This window comes from Nocardia sp. NPDC088792 (assembly GCF_044750615.1).
Classification (GTDB): domain Bacteria; phylum Actinomycetota; class Actinomycetes; order Mycobacteriales; family Mycobacteriaceae; genus Nocardia.
In genome coordinates, this window is record NZ_JBIVKC010000003.1 from 748022 (window position 1) to 763619 (window position 15598).

The 15598-nt window shown below is 64.6% G+C and carries 34 protein-coding genes; all 34 read right to left on the reverse strand.

What is annotated here, in order from left to right; genetic code table 11:
• Positions 1–5: 5 nt before the first annotated feature.
• The 34 genes from ACIP5Y_RS21135 to ACIP5Y_RS21300 all read right to left on the reverse strand — a co-directional run bounded on the left by ACIP5Y_RS21135 (position 6) and on the right by ACIP5Y_RS21300 (position 15473).
• Positions 6–575 carry a DUF308 domain-containing protein gene (locus ACIP5Y_RS21135; protein WP_400351949.1) on the reverse strand — a complete coding sequence of 190 codons (570 nt, stop codon included), beginning with the start codon at positions 573–575 and terminating at the stop codon, positions 6–8.
• 52 nt (positions 576–627) lie between these two features.
• Entirely contained in the window at positions 628–1878 is a 1251-nt protein-coding gene (locus ACIP5Y_RS21140) for a tyrosine-type recombinase/integrase (RefSeq protein WP_400351950.1), read from the reverse strand.
• A 61-nt stretch (positions 1879–1939) separates the two neighbouring features.
• Positions 1940–2212 carry a helix-turn-helix transcriptional regulator gene (locus ACIP5Y_RS21145; RefSeq protein ID WP_400351951.1) on the reverse strand — a complete coding sequence of 91 codons (273 nt, stop codon included), beginning with the start codon at positions 2210–2212 and terminating at the stop codon, positions 1940–1942.
• A gap of 33 nt (positions 2213–2245) precedes the next feature.
• Complete coding sequence (locus ACIP5Y_RS21150; protein ID WP_400351952.1) at positions 2246–2524, reverse strand: hypothetical protein; 279 nt, start codon at positions 2522–2524, stop codon at positions 2246–2248.
• Between the two features lie 437 nt (positions 2525–2961).
• Positions 2962–3237: a hypothetical protein gene (locus ACIP5Y_RS21155; RefSeq protein ID WP_400351953.1), complete on the reverse strand. Its 276-nt coding sequence runs from the start codon at positions 3235–3237 to the stop codon at positions 2962–2964.
• Positions 3238–3457: 220 nt separating this feature from the next.
• The gene (locus ACIP5Y_RS21160; RefSeq protein ID WP_400351954.1) at positions 3458–3820 is read right to left on the reverse strand and encodes a hypothetical protein; all 363 of its coding nucleotides are present in this window, start codon (positions 3818–3820) and stop codon (positions 3458–3460) included.
• Positions 3817–4167, reverse strand: coding sequence for a hypothetical protein (locus tag ACIP5Y_RS21165; RefSeq protein ID WP_400351955.1), 351 nt, complete (start codon positions 4165–4167; stop codon positions 3817–3819). Before ACIP5Y_RS21165 ends, ACIP5Y_RS21160 begins: the two co-directional genes overlap by 4 nt.
• Entirely contained in the window at positions 4167–4412 is a 246-nt protein-coding gene (locus tag ACIP5Y_RS21170; RefSeq protein ID WP_400351956.1) for a hypothetical protein, read from the reverse strand. Before ACIP5Y_RS21170 ends, ACIP5Y_RS21165 begins: the two co-directional genes overlap by 1 nt.
• Positions 4413–4619: 207 nt before the next feature.
• The gene (locus ACIP5Y_RS21175) at positions 4620–4955 is read right to left on the reverse strand and encodes a hypothetical protein (protein WP_400351957.1); all 336 of its coding nucleotides are present in this window, start codon (positions 4953–4955) and stop codon (positions 4620–4622) included.
• A gap of 195 nt (positions 4956–5150) precedes the next feature.
• Positions 5151–5423 (reverse strand): hypothetical protein, encoded by a 273-nt coding sequence (locus ACIP5Y_RS21180; protein ID WP_400351958.1) that lies wholly within the window; start codon positions 5421–5423, stop codon positions 5151–5153.
• Positions 5416–5946, reverse strand: coding sequence for a hypothetical protein (locus ACIP5Y_RS21185; RefSeq protein WP_400351959.1), 531 nt, complete (start codon positions 5944–5946; stop codon positions 5416–5418). The genes ACIP5Y_RS21180 and ACIP5Y_RS21185 overlap by 8 nt, the downstream gene beginning before the upstream one ends.
• A complete protein-coding gene (locus ACIP5Y_RS21190; protein ID WP_400351960.1) occupies positions 5939–6445 on the reverse strand; it encodes a hypothetical protein in 507 nt (168 codons plus the stop codon). The genes ACIP5Y_RS21185 and ACIP5Y_RS21190 overlap by 8 nt, the downstream gene beginning before the upstream one ends.
• Positions 6438–6677 carry a hypothetical protein gene (locus tag ACIP5Y_RS21195; protein WP_400351961.1) on the reverse strand — a complete coding sequence of 80 codons (240 nt, stop codon included), beginning with the start codon at positions 6675–6677 and terminating at the stop codon, positions 6438–6440. The genes ACIP5Y_RS21190 and ACIP5Y_RS21195 overlap by 8 nt, the downstream gene beginning before the upstream one ends.
• Positions 6670–7140 (reverse strand): hypothetical protein, encoded by a 471-nt coding sequence (locus ACIP5Y_RS21200; protein WP_400351962.1) that lies wholly within the window; start codon positions 7138–7140, stop codon positions 6670–6672. The genes ACIP5Y_RS21195 and ACIP5Y_RS21200 overlap by 8 nt, the downstream gene beginning before the upstream one ends.
• Positions 7133–7504 (reverse strand): hypothetical protein, encoded by a 372-nt coding sequence (locus tag ACIP5Y_RS21205; protein WP_400351963.1) that lies wholly within the window; start codon positions 7502–7504, stop codon positions 7133–7135. Before ACIP5Y_RS21205 ends, ACIP5Y_RS21200 begins: the two co-directional genes overlap by 8 nt.
• Positions 7497–7910, reverse strand: coding sequence for a hypothetical protein (locus tag ACIP5Y_RS21210; protein ID WP_400351964.1), 414 nt, complete (start codon positions 7908–7910; stop codon positions 7497–7499). The genes ACIP5Y_RS21205 and ACIP5Y_RS21210 overlap by 8 nt, the downstream gene beginning before the upstream one ends.
• On the reverse strand, positions 7903–9057 hold the full coding sequence (locus ACIP5Y_RS21215) for a hypothetical protein (protein WP_400351965.1): 1155 nt from the start codon (positions 9055–9057) through the stop codon (positions 7903–7905). The genes ACIP5Y_RS21210 and ACIP5Y_RS21215 overlap by 8 nt, the downstream gene beginning before the upstream one ends.
• Positions 9058–9115: 58 nt before the next feature.
• On the reverse strand, positions 9116–9682 hold the full coding sequence (locus tag ACIP5Y_RS21220; RefSeq protein WP_400351966.1) for an RNase H family protein: 567 nt from the start codon (positions 9680–9682) through the stop codon (positions 9116–9118).
• A 104-nt stretch (positions 9683–9786) separates the two neighbouring features.
• Positions 9787–10152 carry a hypothetical protein gene (locus ACIP5Y_RS21225; protein ID WP_400351967.1) on the reverse strand — a complete coding sequence of 122 codons (366 nt, stop codon included), beginning with the start codon at positions 10150–10152 and terminating at the stop codon, positions 9787–9789.
• Entirely contained in the window at positions 10149–10412 is a 264-nt protein-coding gene (locus ACIP5Y_RS21230) for a hypothetical protein (RefSeq protein ID WP_400351968.1), read from the reverse strand. Before ACIP5Y_RS21230 ends, ACIP5Y_RS21225 begins: the two co-directional genes overlap by 4 nt.
• A complete protein-coding gene (locus tag ACIP5Y_RS21235) occupies positions 10409–10816 on the reverse strand; it encodes a hypothetical protein (protein ID WP_400351969.1) in 408 nt (135 codons plus the stop codon). Before ACIP5Y_RS21235 ends, ACIP5Y_RS21230 begins: the two co-directional genes overlap by 4 nt.
• Complete coding sequence (locus tag ACIP5Y_RS21240; RefSeq protein ID WP_400351970.1) at positions 10810–11232, reverse strand: HNH endonuclease; 423 nt, start codon at positions 11230–11232, stop codon at positions 10810–10812. The genes ACIP5Y_RS21235 and ACIP5Y_RS21240 overlap by 7 nt, the downstream gene beginning before the upstream one ends.
• Entirely contained in the window at positions 11229–11594 is a 366-nt protein-coding gene (locus tag ACIP5Y_RS21245) for a hypothetical protein (protein WP_400351971.1), read from the reverse strand. The genes ACIP5Y_RS21240 and ACIP5Y_RS21245 overlap by 4 nt, the downstream gene beginning before the upstream one ends.
• The gene (locus ACIP5Y_RS21250) at positions 11591–12205 is read right to left on the reverse strand and encodes a hypothetical protein (RefSeq protein WP_400351972.1); all 615 of its coding nucleotides are present in this window, start codon (positions 12203–12205) and stop codon (positions 11591–11593) included. The genes ACIP5Y_RS21245 and ACIP5Y_RS21250 overlap by 4 nt, the downstream gene beginning before the upstream one ends.
• A gap of 47 nt (positions 12206–12252) precedes the next feature.
• Positions 12253–12792, reverse strand: a complete 540-nt coding sequence (locus tag ACIP5Y_RS21255) for a hypothetical protein (RefSeq protein ID WP_400351973.1) — start codon at positions 12790–12792, stop codon at positions 12253–12255.
• A gap of 47 nt (positions 12793–12839) precedes the next feature.
• Complete coding sequence (locus ACIP5Y_RS21260) at positions 12840–13247, reverse strand: hypothetical protein (RefSeq protein WP_400351974.1); 408 nt, start codon at positions 13245–13247, stop codon at positions 12840–12842.
• Positions 13248–13261: 14 nt separating this feature from the next.
• Positions 13262–13816 (reverse strand): hypothetical protein, encoded by a 555-nt coding sequence (locus ACIP5Y_RS21265; protein ID WP_400351975.1) that lies wholly within the window; start codon positions 13814–13816, stop codon positions 13262–13264.
• Between the two features lie 47 nt (positions 13817–13863).
• Entirely contained in the window at positions 13864–14112 is a 249-nt protein-coding gene (locus ACIP5Y_RS21270; protein WP_400351976.1) for a hypothetical protein, read from the reverse strand.
• Positions 14109–14279: a hypothetical protein gene (locus ACIP5Y_RS21275; protein WP_400351977.1), complete on the reverse strand. Its 171-nt coding sequence runs from the start codon at positions 14277–14279 to the stop codon at positions 14109–14111. Before ACIP5Y_RS21275 ends, ACIP5Y_RS21270 begins: the two co-directional genes overlap by 4 nt.
• Complete coding sequence (locus ACIP5Y_RS21280) at positions 14269–14559, reverse strand: hypothetical protein (protein ID WP_400351978.1); 291 nt, start codon at positions 14557–14559, stop codon at positions 14269–14271. Before ACIP5Y_RS21280 ends, ACIP5Y_RS21275 begins: the two co-directional genes overlap by 11 nt.
• Entirely contained in the window at positions 14559–14726 is a 168-nt protein-coding gene (locus tag ACIP5Y_RS21285; protein WP_400351979.1) for a hypothetical protein, read from the reverse strand. Before ACIP5Y_RS21285 ends, ACIP5Y_RS21280 begins: the two co-directional genes overlap by 1 nt.
• Complete coding sequence (locus ACIP5Y_RS21290; RefSeq protein ID WP_400351980.1) at positions 14723–14995, reverse strand: hypothetical protein; 273 nt, start codon at positions 14993–14995, stop codon at positions 14723–14725. Before ACIP5Y_RS21290 ends, ACIP5Y_RS21285 begins: the two co-directional genes overlap by 4 nt.
• A complete protein-coding gene (locus tag ACIP5Y_RS21295; protein ID WP_400351981.1) occupies positions 14992–15243 on the reverse strand; it encodes a hypothetical protein in 252 nt (83 codons plus the stop codon). Before ACIP5Y_RS21295 ends, ACIP5Y_RS21290 begins: the two co-directional genes overlap by 4 nt.
• Positions 15240–15473: a hypothetical protein gene (locus ACIP5Y_RS21300; RefSeq protein WP_400351982.1), complete on the reverse strand. Its 234-nt coding sequence runs from the start codon at positions 15471–15473 to the stop codon at positions 15240–15242. The genes ACIP5Y_RS21295 and ACIP5Y_RS21300 overlap by 4 nt, the downstream gene beginning before the upstream one ends.
• Positions 15474–15598: the final 125 nt, after the last annotated feature.

Consider the following 15598-nt stretch of genomic DNA (forward strand, 5'->3'; position numbering starts at 1 on the left):
GTGATTTACGAGACGACTTCCATCGCAGACCGTTCCAGCCGCGTCGACACGAGGATCTCGCTGACCCCGAGCGCGATCGTGAACAACCCGACCACGATCGACAGGCTCGTCAACGTCTCGAAGGTCCCCACCGCCACGATGATGCCGACGACCAGCGTCACCAACCCGACCACCTCCTGCCGCCCCGACCCCGCGAACCGCTCGGACCAAGCCGCCACGATCGCCTGCAGAATCCCCCGCACCATCCACCCCATCCCAACCCACAAGGCCAGCAACACAACCCACTCGCCACTGTGAAAACACCAGGCCGCGAGCACCCCCGACACCGCCCCGCCCAAAAACTCCAGCACCTTCAGCGCCGTAGCGATCCGCGCCCCGAACGCCACGATCAACTGCACGGCCACGGTGGCCAGCAGCACCAGTCCCGACAGCGTCGCGGCCACCGTCTCCGACTTATCAGGCCAAACCATCATGACCGCGCCCAACCCCACCGAGCACACCCCGGTCACCAGCAGTGCCTGCCAAGCCCAGTCAGCGAAAACCGCCGTACGCCCCTCGATCCGATTGGTGGGCATAGCAACATGCTATGCCCAGAGTTGGTCGTTCGTGCTGTTCCTGGCGTTGGTGTCATGATCGACTTCCCGTAGATTCCAACATAGCTCCTACTTTGGCCGGGTCGAGTTCCTCGAGGACGTCGGTGTTGTCCACTACCGGATGAACGTATCCGTTCGGATCCAGGTAGTGCCCGGTCACCATCGACGCGCCCTGCATGTGCCCCAATTGCGCACTAGCACGGCGTGCATCACCGGTTCTACCCGTGATATGGGTAGCTACGGTGTCGCGGAGATTGCCCCACGTCACCCAGTCCACACTCGAATCCTCCTTCGCTCGCCGCAGACCGGCCTCCCCGGTCGTCGGTCGCAGCATGCCGCCGCCCGACGATGTCAGGATCGGCTCGTCCTGGCTTTTCGGCGCTTGCTTGTTCTTGTAGGCGCGCAGCTTGGTGGTCAGCCACTCGGGCAGGGTGACGTAGTAGGCGTGGCCGCGTCGTGAACTCTTGCGCTTGTTCTGGCGGAATGCCCCACCGTTGAGACGTGGCTTCACCACGGTGCCTCCTACACGTAGCACCGCCTTCTTGACGGTAGGGTCGTCGAGTCCGGGGATGTCGGACCACTGCAGCCAGTAGGCCTCCCCGGGACGGATGCCGGTGCCGAGGATGAGCATGTACAGCATCTCGATCCATGGTGTGCGGGCGGTCCTTGCGCAAATCTGGCAGTACAGCTGATCGCGCTCCTCGGGACGCAGCGCGCACGGATCGGGTTCTCCGCGCTCGGGTTTCAGGACCTCGGCCATGGGACTGAATCTGAACAGTCCCGCCCGGGTGAGCATGCTGAAGGTGCCTTTGAGCACGATGTACTGGTGTTCGGCGATGCCGCCCACGATCTCGGCGACGTCCTCGAGATATTCGGACAAGAACACTGGCTGGCCGGCCTCGGCGATCGACAGCTCGCCCATCTCCGAGTCGAGCCGGATCGCATCGGGGTCGGCACGCGGACCCTCGGATCTGAAGGTGGCCGCCCAGTACAGGTCATGAGTCTTCTGAGTGATCTTTCCAGCGTCGACACGCTTCTGCGTGAGTTCGAAGAACCGCTTGAACGCCAGCGACATAGGATCGGTGTCTTTGAACCTGTGGCGCTGTGTCTTCCGCCGCGCACTCCCCTCGTGGCGTTTGCGTTCGAATGCCGTCCCCCATTCATCGAGGCACTCGTCGCGGGTGAATCCCTGTGCGCTGGTTCTTGTGTAGGTGCCATTGAATCTCCGGTGCCGGACCCGTTCGATCCGGTAAATCCCGTCCTCGCCCTGCGTCGGCTCGAGCACCAGATCCTTCGGCCGTGCGCCGGGTTCGAGTCGTTCGCGTGCCACCCGCGAATTCCCCTTTCTACGCTGATTCGAGTAGGTGCTCCTCGTAGGCGAGGACATCGGCTGTGCGATAGCGGTATCTGCCATTCGCGAGCCGAAAACACCGGGGCCCTTTGCCTAGGTGATGCCAGTTCGACAACGTCTTCGGCGAGAGCTTCCACCGCGCCGCGACCTGATCTCTGGTCATGTAGTCATCGGCGGTGGTCACACGAATCTCTGTGCCGGAGTGTGTGTTCGCAAGCCCCTGGGCGGTAGCCGCACGCTTGCGAGCCCCGTCCCGGGCGCGGGTCATGACAGATCTCCGCGTGGCAGGAAGTCGCGCACATTACGCATCGGCGGTCTCCGGCTGCTCGATTGCGTTGGCGAAGGTGATCTGGATACCGTCCATCGCGAGGATGGCATCCACGATCGGGGCAACGAGGGCACGGCCTACCGTTTCGACGACCTGCGCGCCGATCACCATCCGGCCGTTGACGCCGGAACCGTAGACGGCGTAGGCGGCAGCGATTTCGAGGTCCTCGCGCGAGACAGCGCGCCGCGCGGCGGGAGGCAGGTAGTCGGCCAGTTGGGATTCGTGGAATGTGGCAGTGGGGTGATCGGACATGGTTGTGCTGCTTTCGGTTTCGTATGCGGTTAGTGGAATAGGCGCCGCTGATACTTGACGCTCTTGTGGCGACGGCCCAGTTTCATCGGGCTCGTTGTGCCAGCCAGACCATGTACGCGACGACCACGGCGACGCCGGCGGCGATGTCGGCGAAATCCAAGGCGTCCTCGCGGGTCACTCGGTCACCTCCGGACGGATCGCTTCCGCTCTGCCGCTCCACCGAAAGTCAGGGACCTCGAACGTCACTAGCTCTGGCCGTGTGCCGTCGCCGAGGTAGAAACCCTTGGGCTTCGTTCGTCGGCGCGGCGAGCCCTTCTGGTACCAGTACGGACGCCAATTCTCGTCATAGAGGACAAGCATCCAGGGGCGTGGCCGCTGGGGTCGTCGGACCTTCATCCGCGGGAAAAACGCTCGACTACGTGGTTTCTGCCCGCTGCTCACTCGGTCACCTCGATCCAATCGGTGATGTAACGGCGCTGCTTTGGGATTCGCCGAGTTATCTGCCCCTGGAAGTTCTCGATCTCGCCGCCGCCGCGTTCCTCGATATGGGTCGGCAACATGTCGCCGAGGGCGTCGACGAACTTGGTCACCTCGCGGCGGTACTGCGGTGCCCAGTGCTCGTACGGTTCGTCCAGTTGGAACTGCATGCGGGCAAGTCGGTCGATGGCCTCAGCGCGGATCTCGTCGGGCGTGGTCATCGGCTGGATTTCCATGGGCTGAGGGTGCGGAGCATCGAGAGAGCCGACGTGACAAGGTTTGTCGGGGTCGGTATGACCGATTGCGAGACCGGGCGCACGCTGTCCGGGACCAGACAGCACGGGCAATCGCGATCACCACAGCCGGCTACTGCATGCCCCGCGGAGCCCTTGGCTTTGGCGTCCTCGAACTGCTGCATCCAGGGTGCCGACGGTTGTGACGTCATGGGCGGCTGGTTCATTCGGGAACCTTCCGGGTGAATGGAATCAGTTCGCTTGCAGGAAGATTCGTGATCGCCTGTACGTAGCCTTGGCTCGAGATCAGGCAAGCCGCGCAGGTGACGACCGAGCAGTAGCGGCCACCGTCGAGACGGCCGGCCTCGACGCGGCCTGCGACCGCGTTATCGTGGTCGCACGGATTGCCGACCTCCTGCAGCGTGGGTTCGGGCTCGTCGTAGTAACTGCGGAGTGCTTCACGGATCGTGTCGACATAACAGGCCGGGCAGTCAGTGTCGCCAGTGCGCCCCAGATGGTCGTGCTTCGGCTCGGGGTCGCCACCGAAATCGACGGCGTCGCGCAGGAGATCGCTCCAGTGGCTCATTCGGCACCGCCGTGGAAGAAGTCGCGGATGGCGCCCTTGTACAGGTGATCGGTCACGGCTTCGAAGTCCAAGGCCAGGAAATTCTTCGGCAGCTGTAGCGACCCGTCGATCTTGTTGTGCTGCATGAAGTAGCCCGATTCGCCAAAGCGGATGAGTAGATCGACCTCAGGTTCGTCGAGCTGGTCGACTTCGAGGACGAACGGCCGATCGATGAGGGGTTCGTTGATGGCGTCGAGTTTGTCGCCGAGGACCGCGAGAGCGGTCATGTTGCCGTCGACCTGTAGCCAGAAGTTCCAGGTTTCGCCCTCGTGGTCGCAGGTTTCGATGAATCGGCGGTAGGTGGTCATTACGCGCTCCCGAATCGGAAGGAGTCGAACGACTCCTCGTCATCGCCCACCCGGAATCCCAGCGTGTCCAGACGTTCCAGTTCCTCGTCCGTGAAATCGGCAGGGTTCGCACAGACGGTCAATTTGTCGTGCTCGCAGTGGAATGGGCTTATGTCGTTGTCGGGATGGCGCGCGAGGATAGTGATGCCTTCCAGCAGGTCGCGCCACGCCTCTGGCATCTGGTCGTTGGTCGTGTAGTCGCTCATCGGTTGTCTCTTTCTGCTGCGTCGATTGCTGCTTGGGCTCGGGCGCTGGCTGGGTGCTCGGCGTAGTCGTGGACATCGCGTCGGTACGTCGCGAGGTGCGGTTTACAGTCCAGGCACGGGATGCGCCGGCCTTCGTCGTCGTCGCCGAGCCAGCCCCGGGTGCAGTGGGGATTCCGGCACTGTGGGCGCTCCGTATCCCCATAGCGGTCAGGCATCGGGCACCTCGCTAACCGGGGTTATCGGCAGCCAGGCCAAGGCCGGTCGCTGGACTGCTTCGCCGGCGTTGATCTCGGCGTCGGCCAGCGCCCACATGCGTTCGCTGTTCCGCTGTGGCCCTTCATCACCGGAGAGTCGCCACCCGTACTCGGTCCCGATGACGTCGCTGCGCGGCACCACCAGGAACTCGGCCTCGATCACCCCCGCCAGATGCGCCGTGTAGCCGTGCTGTCCTTCGACGTAGGCACCGCACAAACAGAAACAGCTACGAGATGTCGCCCGATGCTCGGCGAGCAACATGCGGAACGCATCCGAAGTGTCACTCATCGATGTCCACCTCCAGTAGCGCTGACAGGCACCCGCAGTCGTCGCCGTCGCCGTGGTGGAATCCGATGCACCTGTCATCAGGGCAACCGCACGCGTCCCCCGTCCACTTGTCGCCCATGGCATTTCGCCTGCTCCCCTCAGCAACGCTGATACCGTGTGCACGCAGGGTTCCGCGGGCAGTCTCGTTCAAGGCGCTCACCGGCCACCCCCATCGGCTTCGTCCCATTCGGCAATCAGTTCCTTCGCCACCGCGTGCGGGCATCGCTCCCCTCGTTCCGGCTCCAGATAGCCGTGGGCTTGACATCCGCCGTGGTGGTCGAGCCAGCAGTCTCCGGAATCGGTAAAATCGACGACGAGGCTGCGGAGTTGAAGAAGCTCGGCGGCCAATGCCTTTTCGTTCGTGCCGGCACATACGAGTTCGTCGTCGCGGAGCTGGCACAGGCGCTGGCTCGGGATACGGTCAGGCACAGTCGCTCACCTCCGGCCGCTCGTCAGCCACCCGAACCTCGAGGACATGCCACTCGACATCGGGCACTTCGGTGGTTGCGTTGTGGAGGTCTTCGATCGCTTCGGCGTGCGTGAAGGGTTCACCGTCGAACAGGATCTGCCAGTGCTTGCCGTCGCGGTAGCCGGTGATGTAGCCGAAGCTCGGCCCCATCCGCTCCAGCTCGGCGATACGGGCATCTCGCATCGCTACGAACTGCTCCAGCTGGCTGTTGCGGGCAGCAACAGCCAGCCGCCAGCCGGCAGCCGCTTGGATCTCCTGGTCCAGCTCGGTGATGCGGGCGCGGAGGCCCTCGGCCAAGGCCTCGGCATGACCAACGCGCTCCAGCATGTCCGCGCGCAGCTCGGTGGCGTTGGCGCGGAACTCCCGAACCAGCCGGGGCAAATCGTCAAACAAGGTGTCGCCAGGCTCTCCGAGTTCTGTGGATATGGCGACGAGCAGGCTGGCGAGGCGTTGCAGCTCAGCAGCGCGGCTTAGGTCAGCCACGGTCCACCTCCGGCTGCCAGAGCACGGTCCACCGATCCGATGGCTCGGGGTCCGCGAGCATGTCGGCGACCGTCATCCATTGCGCGTGTTGGAAATCCAGGAAGTGGACGCGAGTGTCGCCGCCCAGCCACTCCCCGGTGGGGCCGTGGTCGACCGACCCGATATCTCCGTGCTGATGACGGATCACCGTGCCCGTCGGTTCGTTCGAGACCGCGGCGGTCTCGATGACGCGGCGCGCGGGCTGCTGCTCCAGCTCGGCGATGCGAGCGGCCTGGTCGATGCCGAGAGCGGTTGCCTGCCGAGCGGTTTCGGCATATCCGTCCTGATCGGCTTCAAGCTCGGCGATATGGGCGCGGGCCCGACCGGGCTCGATGATCAAGTCGTCAGCGAGGCTGCGGGCGGCAGTCTGGATGGTCTCGAACATGCCTTCACGCAATGGCAATTCCCGAGCCTGCTTCAGCAGCTTGCGGCCTTCGGCGATGAGGTCTCGGTCAGGCATCGTGGTTCTCCAATTCGTCGATGAGATCGGCGATTGCGCGCAGCGCCGGCGGCAGGAGTGCCCAATTCGCGAACGGTGCAGGCTGAAATCCGCCGTCGATGACTCGCCCCGCCACAGTCGGCCGCATATCGACCGGGGCGTCCGAGTGGTCAAGTAGCACAACCAATTCGCTCTGCCGTTCGGTGAGAGTTACGGTCGATCCGCTGGTGGTGGTGATAGTCCGGTCAGGCATTCGTCATCTCCAAAAGATCAAGAAGGTCAACAGGTTCGGGGTCGACGACCGGCTCAGGGTCTGCCAGCAGTCGGAGCACGAGCGCTTCCAGCGCCGGCGAATCGCGTGTATCCACTGGGTAGATCCGCGACCACGTCAAGGCTTGCTCACGCACCTCGGTGGGCAGCGAGTCACGCCAGCGCCGCAGGCGTGCGTAAGTCACCTTCGCTTCGGCGAGCAACTGACCCTGCCGCCACGTGTGGGGTCGGCCGTCCGGATACCACGCGGCCTCGATGAACTCGTGCCATGTTCCGACGATCGCCGTCTTGGTGAACTGGTAGTGGAATCCGTGCCCACCGCCGGACCTTTCGCCGCGGCGGAATCCTTCGACGGCATATTCGGGGCTCGCGATACATGGACCGACCGCGTCACGAACATTGACGAGCAGGGCACGTTCCGTCTTGGTGAAGGCGTGATCAGGCATCGCGGTCCTCGATCATGCCGAGCTGATGCATCAGGAATAGTTGGTCGCGAGCCATGTCCCGGAATTTGCTTTGGTATTCGTTCACCGTTAGCCCGTTGCCGATCGGGCCGTCCCACGGGAACGCACCCTCGGTATTGGCCAGTTGTTCGGCGACGGACCCAACCGTGTACGGCGGCAGCCACCTTGAGAAGCTCGCCACCTGCAAGGCGATCGCAGGCTCGATCCATTCGTCAGTGACCTGCGGATGATTCGACTTGAACGCCAGTTTCGCGGCGGAGATGTCGATACCGCGATTGGCGAGGATGCGCCGGCCGACCTCGACTGCTTCGCGAGGATTCGACCAGTCGCCTTCTCGGTCAGTCATGACTACTCACCGTCGGGTGCCACAGCACGGTGGCGGGGAGCGTGACCTCGGTGCTGTCGATGTCGTCGCGTCCGGTGCCGGTTGCCCACCATCCGGCGTGCCGGTCTTCGGCCATTTCGTCATAGGCGTTGTCGACGTCGCGCTCGAGAATCGAGCCGTCTGCGTCGCGGATGACCACGGAACGCGGGCGGTTGCCCTCGTCTAGGTCGGCGCAGATCGCAGCGACCGGTTGCAAGGCGTTGAGCTCGTCGAAGGTTTCGATGCGTCGAGCGGGCGGGCGCCAGCCCGCATGGAAAACGGCATCAGCGAGCCGGAAGGCAACGACCGCGGGAGCGTGAAACTGCTCGCCGGTAAGCACTTCTCGGACGATGGCATCAAGCTGGCCGCGGGGAGTTGGGTCAGGCATATGTGGTGTTCTCCTCGGTGGTGAGTGGCTCTTCAGCAAACGCTCGTTCCGTGTGGCTAGGCGCCACGCTCAGGGATGAAGGGGCCTCTGGCACGGTGGCAGCGCAATCCCGTGCCGCTGCCGCCGTGGCGAGCTCCGTGCGAATCCGCTCCAGCTCCTCTGGTGTCGGTGCAGGCGTGCGCTTCTCGCGCATCCGTGCCAGCTCGCGTTGGAACTCGGCGCGGCCGCGTTTGCCGGTCTCGCCGGAGTCGTGGGCGCACAGTGAGACCTGCGGGCCGTCGTCGGAATCGATGTGCAGGTAGCCGTCGTCATCGCACAGCCGACAGCTGGCGGCGGCTCGAGCGCGGTCTTCAGCGGCCCGACGGGTGCGCTCACGGCCGGCTCGGTTCTTCTCCGCGGCTGCGGCTGTTGCGCGCTGGTCTCGTTCGAGGTTGTGCGCCACCCAGCGTTTGCGGGCACCGGCGCACGCACCGCATGCGTCGGGGGTGCCCCCGGGGTGCTTCTCGCAGTGAGGCTTTGGGGGGTTCTCGGTTTCGCGCGGATCGATCTGCGCGGCGCCCCCCTGTTCCATGCTCCCTGTCCCATAAAGAAGCGATTTTTTTCCCGGATCGTGCGCAGACTCGTCGGAGAAAATCGTCGCGGTTCCCGGATCGGACTGTTGTTGCTGGTCCGGCTCGAAAGATGCAAACCCGTTACCGGATTCCGGGACCGGCTCTCTGCGCGACACCGAGATCGTCTCGGACTCCGCGATAATTTTCTCCGACTGGTCCGAGACAACGTCCGGATCAGGGTGTGAGGCACCGCGTTCCGGCGGTTCCGGATGCTTCGACCTGGACTTGCCAGGCTCCAATCGCTGATGGTCCTTCAACTTCGGAAGGAACAGATACGGATCGCCTTCGACCTCGTAGCGTTGCACCACGCCGGTCTCATCGAGTCGCCACAACATTCGATCAATGACCTCGGTAGTGAGGTCGTCGTCGTAGGGGAAAACCGCGCCCTTCACGACTACCGGGTCGGCCAGCGCACGCCCGTGCTCATCAGCCTGGTTCCACAAGCCCATGTACAACATGCGCTCGTCGCGGGTAAGCCTGCGCGCCAGCTTGCGGTCCAACCAGAACTCGGGCTTCACGGATCGGATGCGCGCCATCAGGACACCTCGCCGTTATGCGCGGATCGCCAAGTCCGGCGCGCCTCCTCAGCAGACTTCACGCCGCACCGTCTTCCGCCGGGTGATGGTCGCTCGTGACCGTCCCGCGCGTCACCAACACGTACGCGGTGACGATCGTGGAAGCGATCTCCGCGACTTCCACCTCGTTGCCCACCTGGCCGCTGCATGCGCGCCGGCCAAGACTCGCCAACCGGTCCGCGACATCGTTCATCCGATGCCCGCGATGCCCGGCGACATGCACGAACCGCAAATCCGTCCGGCCACACACCAACCCGGCGAACCGCATCAATGCCGGTTCACGACCGCCCTTCAACCGCGGCCGCAAGTCATAGCCCGGCGGCATCCGGTCGATCTCTCCGGCCTGCCACGCACGCAGGTAGTCGATGGCGTCGACACTGTCCACCAAAAACCGCACGCGCCGACCCGGGAAGTCCTCCAGCACCGCGCCGATCGCACGCAGTTCCTGAACCAGAGCACCGACATGGCCATTGGCGATCGGATTCAACGGCCCGCGCATACGCCGCCCGCCGATACCCCAGTGCCCGTTGTAGGTGACGTAGGCGTGACCGCCGATGTTGGCTTTCCAGCTGCCGTCGGTGGCCACGATCAGCCTCGTCGACCCGGGAACATGCACGCGCCCGCGGATTCCGCGATCACCGGCATACCGACGGCCCGGCTGTGCAGTGTGGGTGATCGTGAACGGTGCCGTCATGCCGCACCATCCAGGCCGACCGGGTACCCGTTGGCGGGATGCCACTGGCGAGATACATGCCGGCGTTCCGCTTCCGTCAACAGCACACTGCGATCCAGCACCGCGGTCACCCGTGCTGCGGGAGCATGAAACGATTCGATGGGATCCGCCGCGCTCGGCTTCCACTCCCCCACTGGGACAACCTGATACAGGTCCCCCGGGCGCCACAGGGATGCGAAGTGCTTGGCGTAGTGGCGATCCGGGGTCGCGAACACGCGATCGGAATCCCGCAGTCCGGCGCGACGTCGGCGCCGGTGGTGTGGCTCGAACAGATCTCCCGGGCGCAGGCCCGGACGGCCACCGAGGTAGAGGCGTCTGCTCATGCGGCACCGCCGAGGTTTTCGGTCGGGACCTCGATAGAGGGATACCGGGAGGCGCGCAGGACACGCTCCACCAGCTCCCATGCGCCGTCGCCGTAGCGGTGCCAGATTTGCCCGCGCCAAATCTCGGCGTCGTCCATACCCGTGATGGAGGCCCGGTAGGCGTTCACATCGCCGTCCGCTACTCCGGCGCCGGCGATGCGGGTGGCGTGCACGGAGCCGATGCGTTCGGTGTTGATGTACAGCTCGCAGTGCAGGCTCATACCGCACCGATCCTGTATCGGCGATCGAGTGAACGTGCCTGCTTGTCGGACAGGACTACCAGCCGGTCGTAGACCGACAACACCCGTGCCGCAGCACATCCCCACGAGGGCGCCGGGTCGTGCTTGCCAGTGCGGTCGGTCAGCTCGCCGAGCGGTTCCACCACGTAGAGAGCGCCGCGCGGGTAGCCGGCCGCGTAGATGCGGGCGTAATCGCGTTCGGTGGTGACGTACACCAGGCTCGGATCGTTGTCGTCACGGGCGAGAGGTTTGCCGCCTCGGCGCGCCTCGCAGGTTCGGCAGCCGTCGACCAGGTGCTGTTTGTCGTCTGGCTGCCGGGGCGTGATCAGATCTCCCGGCTTCAAACCGGGAACGCCACCATGCCAATACCTTTCGGTCTTCACCATGTCTCACTCCCGATCGTTGTGATGCTGCCGTCATCGGCGAGAAGCACCGGCCCGTGAAGACCGGAGATGATCGGCACAGTGAGCGGGTCGTCGCCGGGGCGCATGTGCCACCCTTCGGCGGCGGCATCGCCCGGGTGGACGGTCACCCAGCCATGGCATTTCCTGGTGCCGTCACCGCAGGTGGCTACACAGTTCGATGCCGACCATCCGCCGCCTTGGGATCGGTTGCGGCGGTGATGGACAGACTCCGCGCGCATGACCCCGCAGATCTCGCACCAGCCGCCGGAACGTTCGGCGACGAGCTTGCGGGTCGCGGCCTCACCCGGATTCTTCGGGCGTGGCGGGCGTGGTTGATGCTTGGCCAGCCGCTGCAAGGCGTGGGCGGCGATGTACTTGGGTTCGCGTTGGATCGTCATGCGCCGTGCACCCCGCTTCCGGCGAGGGCGATCTCGGATCGCAGTGTGGCGCCGTAGGTGCGGCCGACATCGATGCGGGTCTGCAGGGTCCGGACGGAGTTGCGGAGTCCGCGCACGGTCGCGTCGGCTACTTCAGCGGCCAGCCGGGCTTCAGCGGTCGCGACAGTCGCTTGCGCCTTGCGGGCATCGACGGACCCCTGTGCGCACAGGAACGCGTGTGCTTCAGCCAGTTTCGCTGCCTCTCGTGCGTGAACTGCGGTGACATCGGCCTCGTTGAGCTCGTTGGTGACTCGATCGAGTTGGCGTGCCAGGTCTGCGAGGTGCAGCACGGCTTCGTTCGGGTTGTGCGGGACGGCGTTCATGCCTCACCTCCGGGCTGCTGCCGGTAGTAGGCGGTGAGTGCTCTTATTGCTTCGACGTCGGCGGACGTGCCCAAGTGACCATTGCCGTCGGCGGCGAACCGATCGACAGCGTCGGCCGGCGCGATCCCCTGCTCAGTCAGTAGTCCGAGAAGTTCCCGTCGTGCATCGTCGGCGGCTTGGGGCTTGGTGCCGCGTCGCTCGTTCGCGTCGTGCAGGTCGCCTTTGTGCCACAGGTCCAGTGCTGCACCGAAACGCATACCCGCGTTGCGCAGAGCATCGCCAATCGCTTCCTTTACGGCATCGCCGCCGCGTTTTCCTTGGGAGTCGCCGTATCCGAGCCGGGTTACTCCGGACACGGTCAACCGGATCCACAGGCCGCCGTTCTCGTCGAACTGCGGCAGGCCCTTGGCGTCCAATGCCACTGGTTCCCAGTACCATTCAGGATCTGCGTCGAGTAACCGGTCAGTCAGTGCCGCGTGGCCGACGTACTCCAAGTGGACTGCGGGCAGCCCGTGGTATCCGCCGCATTCGTTGCACCGCCCTTTCGCCGAGTCCTTCTTGTAGGGCTTTGGCAGCAAGTTGATCTGGTTGGACGGGAACGGTTCGCGCATCCTCTGCAAACCCTCAGTGCACCGGCTGGTCTGCGGTTCTTCGGAGGTCATCGCACTGCCTCGATTCCCAATGCGATAGGCGACGCGGCGAGAAGCTCACGCACGGCATCCTTCGCGGCCTGCTCGAGGCGGACCGTGATGTAACCAGCGGGGGTGCGGACCTCGATCCCGGGCACCGAAGTTCCCGCCAGCGCCTTGGCTTCCATCTCCTGGTACAGCCAGCCGGGGATGGTTTTCACGGCTGTGAACAGGTCCGTGCGGCCGGCATCGGTGAGCACGGCCGCGATCTGCGCGGTGTCGCCCAGTCTGACCTCGGTGATGCACTCGTCCGGGCGCGTCTGAAGGATGTGCTCCGCAAGCCGCTCGTCATCCACGACCGCGGCTACCGGCTTCGGGTCGGACTTGCTGACGTTGCCGAGTTTGACGTCGTTGGCATCGCGGGCTGGTTCCGAGCTGCCCTTCTGAAACCGGATCACCGCCAGCCGCTTGGCCTTGTTCAACTCCTCCCCGACGAGGTCACTGATCGTCTTGAGGAACACGATCCGGCGGGCGAGATCCCCGCGAGGGATGTCGACGTCGTTGCTCATGCTGATGTCTCCGGTGAAAGTCGGCAGTGCTGACGAGAGGGCCGCTGTCATGACATGACCCGCTGCTGTTCGCGCTGGGCGCGCTCTTGCTTCTCCAGACGGCCGGTGTGAAATCCCCACAGCCGCAGCGTCTTCAGCGAGCGCCCTATCTCCTCGGAAAGCCACAGCGTGGCCTTCTCGTCGTCGAAACCCAGACAGTTGCGGGCGAACCAGTACTGTTCGTGTGCGTCGATCCGTCGTGCGTATGCGGCGACCGTGTGTCCGTGCTGGTGCACCCACTCGGCTGGCACCCGCTGGGACAGGGACTTCACACCCAGCGACGGCATATCGAGGTGGAGGATCCACTCATCGCCGTCAGGGGTCGCCTCGACCCGCAGTCCCTTGGGGAAAGTGGCCTTGTCGGTGTGGATGTCACGAAGCAGCCGCACCTGGGTCGGCGGCAGAGTGGGGTTCATCTGCTTCCTCTCGCTCATTGCTGGCCCTCGATGCACTGCTTGCACCGCACGAAGCCGTGGACCCCCAGGACCGTTTTGGCGGCCCGGCTGATGGCGAAACCGCATGCGACGCAATCGACATCGACAGCCGTTGCGTGTGCGGTGGCGATGTTGCGTTCGCCGACCTCGCTCACTCGGCACTTGCCGCAGGGCGCGTCGGCCGTGCAAGGGGTGGCGCTGTTGGGTGCGCCGACACGCTTGATGACCGGACACTTCTTGCACCGCAGCAGCCCACGCGCAGCCAGGACGGTGCCGATCGGCTTGCAGATCACCGAACAGCACGCCACACACCGCACGTCGGCCATCGCGGCTCGTGCGCCAGCGACATTCGCCTCCCCGGCACGGTTCAGCCTGCATTTCTGGCAGTCCGAATCGGTACAACAGCCTCCGCGCCGTGTCCGGGTTGTCTCGCCGATGCCGGTGACATCGGAGTAGGTGACACCTCTCATGATCTTGCTCACCACGTCCTTGGAGACTCCGAAATACGTGGCGACGCGCTTGTACTCGACACCGCGGAACACCTCGTCCACGACCGCACGCGCCTGCTCGGCGCTCAGTGCGCGCGGCCGTCCGCCGCTCACAGCGCACCCACTTCATCGGCCACCCAGTAGTCGTGGCCGCGATCCCACGCGTCTCCGTCGGGGTCGTCGTCTTCGTCGCACGATTCGTCGGAATCTTCGTCGCAGTCGTTGTCGGAGATCACCGGCGCGCCGGAGTACTCGCTGCGTGTCCCGAGTGCGCCTGCGAGCAGAACGCCCAGCACCAGACCGGTGGCAGGAAGCTCCCAGCCGCCGGCGACGAGTTCTACAAATTCCTTGGTGTTCACTGCGGTACTCCTACGATTCCTGCGAGTTCGATGCCGGCCTCACGGACGTCCGGGTTGTCCGCGGACCGGAGCGCTTCGGCGAAACGTTGTGCGCGGTCGAGTTTTTCGTCGCGATCACGGTCGTGAGCGAGATGTCTTTCGGCTTCTTCGAGCAGGTCATCGGACATGGGCGTTCACCGTCTCGGCGTCGTAGCCCGCGACACGCAGGGCTGCGGGATGGTTCGGGTGAGGAATGTGGGCGATGAACTCCCAAGCGAGCGGTTCACCGCTGCGATCGCACGGGTAGATGAGCGTGTCCCCCACCAGCGTCGAAGACGTCACGACGACAAAGGGAGTAGTTTCCCCGGCACCGAACTTCACCGGCGGCCAGACCGCATACACGGCCGCGAAGTCCCCCTTCGCCACTAATCCCGACGCCGGAATGGGAGTGAGCAGTGCAGTACCCATCACTGGTCACCGCCCCGGCGATCCCAATGCCAGTCGTCCCAGTCCGTGGCGGCCGGCACCTCACGTGTGGGGGTGTGTTCGGCGGGTGTGTGAAGGTGCAGGGCATGGGCGAATGCTTCGGTGAACCGTTCCGCGACCTCGATCTTGGGTCGGTGCGCTCGCGTCATCGTGTCACCGCCTGCGAGGGCGAGTTCGCTTGCAGCAGTGCGCAGTCGAGCTCGGTCATGCCGGACTCGGTGGACTCGAACTCCGATGTGCGGCGAGCGTGAGCCAGGGCGTTTCCCAGCGCGTTATGCAGGTGCTCGGCGTCGGCCAGTGTGAGTTGAGCCGTCGCTGCATAGTCGAAGGAGACAACGACTTTCGCCACCTCGGCGCTCCAGGCGGCGTCGAGATAGTCGGTGTGGTGCAGGATCGTGATGAAGGATCTCTCGCTCATGCTGCGGCCCCGCTCTCGGGCCAGTCTTCGATGATTGCGCGCAGGTCCCAGCCGATCTCAAAGGCCCGCGATTTGGTGTCCTGGGTTTCGTTCACCAGGGTGCGGAGGAACCCGATCCGCTCCGAGTCCGGCAGTAGCGCGAAGGTGCGCCCGATCGTCCACTCCGGCGTTCCGTCCGGGAACACGAGTAGACCGCCGACGTAGCGGAGGATCTGGTCCATACGCTGCGAGTACTCGAACGGTGTCATCGCTTGATCTCCTTGTCGATCGTGTTGTTTGCAGCGAGGGCCCAGAGGCGGTGCGCGATGTCGGCGGCACGCGTGCGGGGGTCTTCGTAGATCACTGTCAGTAAGTAGCCGAGTGCCCGGTGCTCGTAGAGGCGACCGACGACGCTGGCCATCTGGAATTCCACGGAAGCCGCTGGCTCGGTGGACAATTCGGCGAGGTAGGCTTCACACGCGGGTGAGTGGATTGCCATTGTGTAGACTTTCTTCTTGCAGTTCGGTGAATCTGCAGGCCGTCGGAGGTTGGGCCCTCCGGCGGCCAATCCCGTCTTCACGGGACGTTTTTGGAGGCGTCCCTGGTCTCACCTGAGACGAGGTG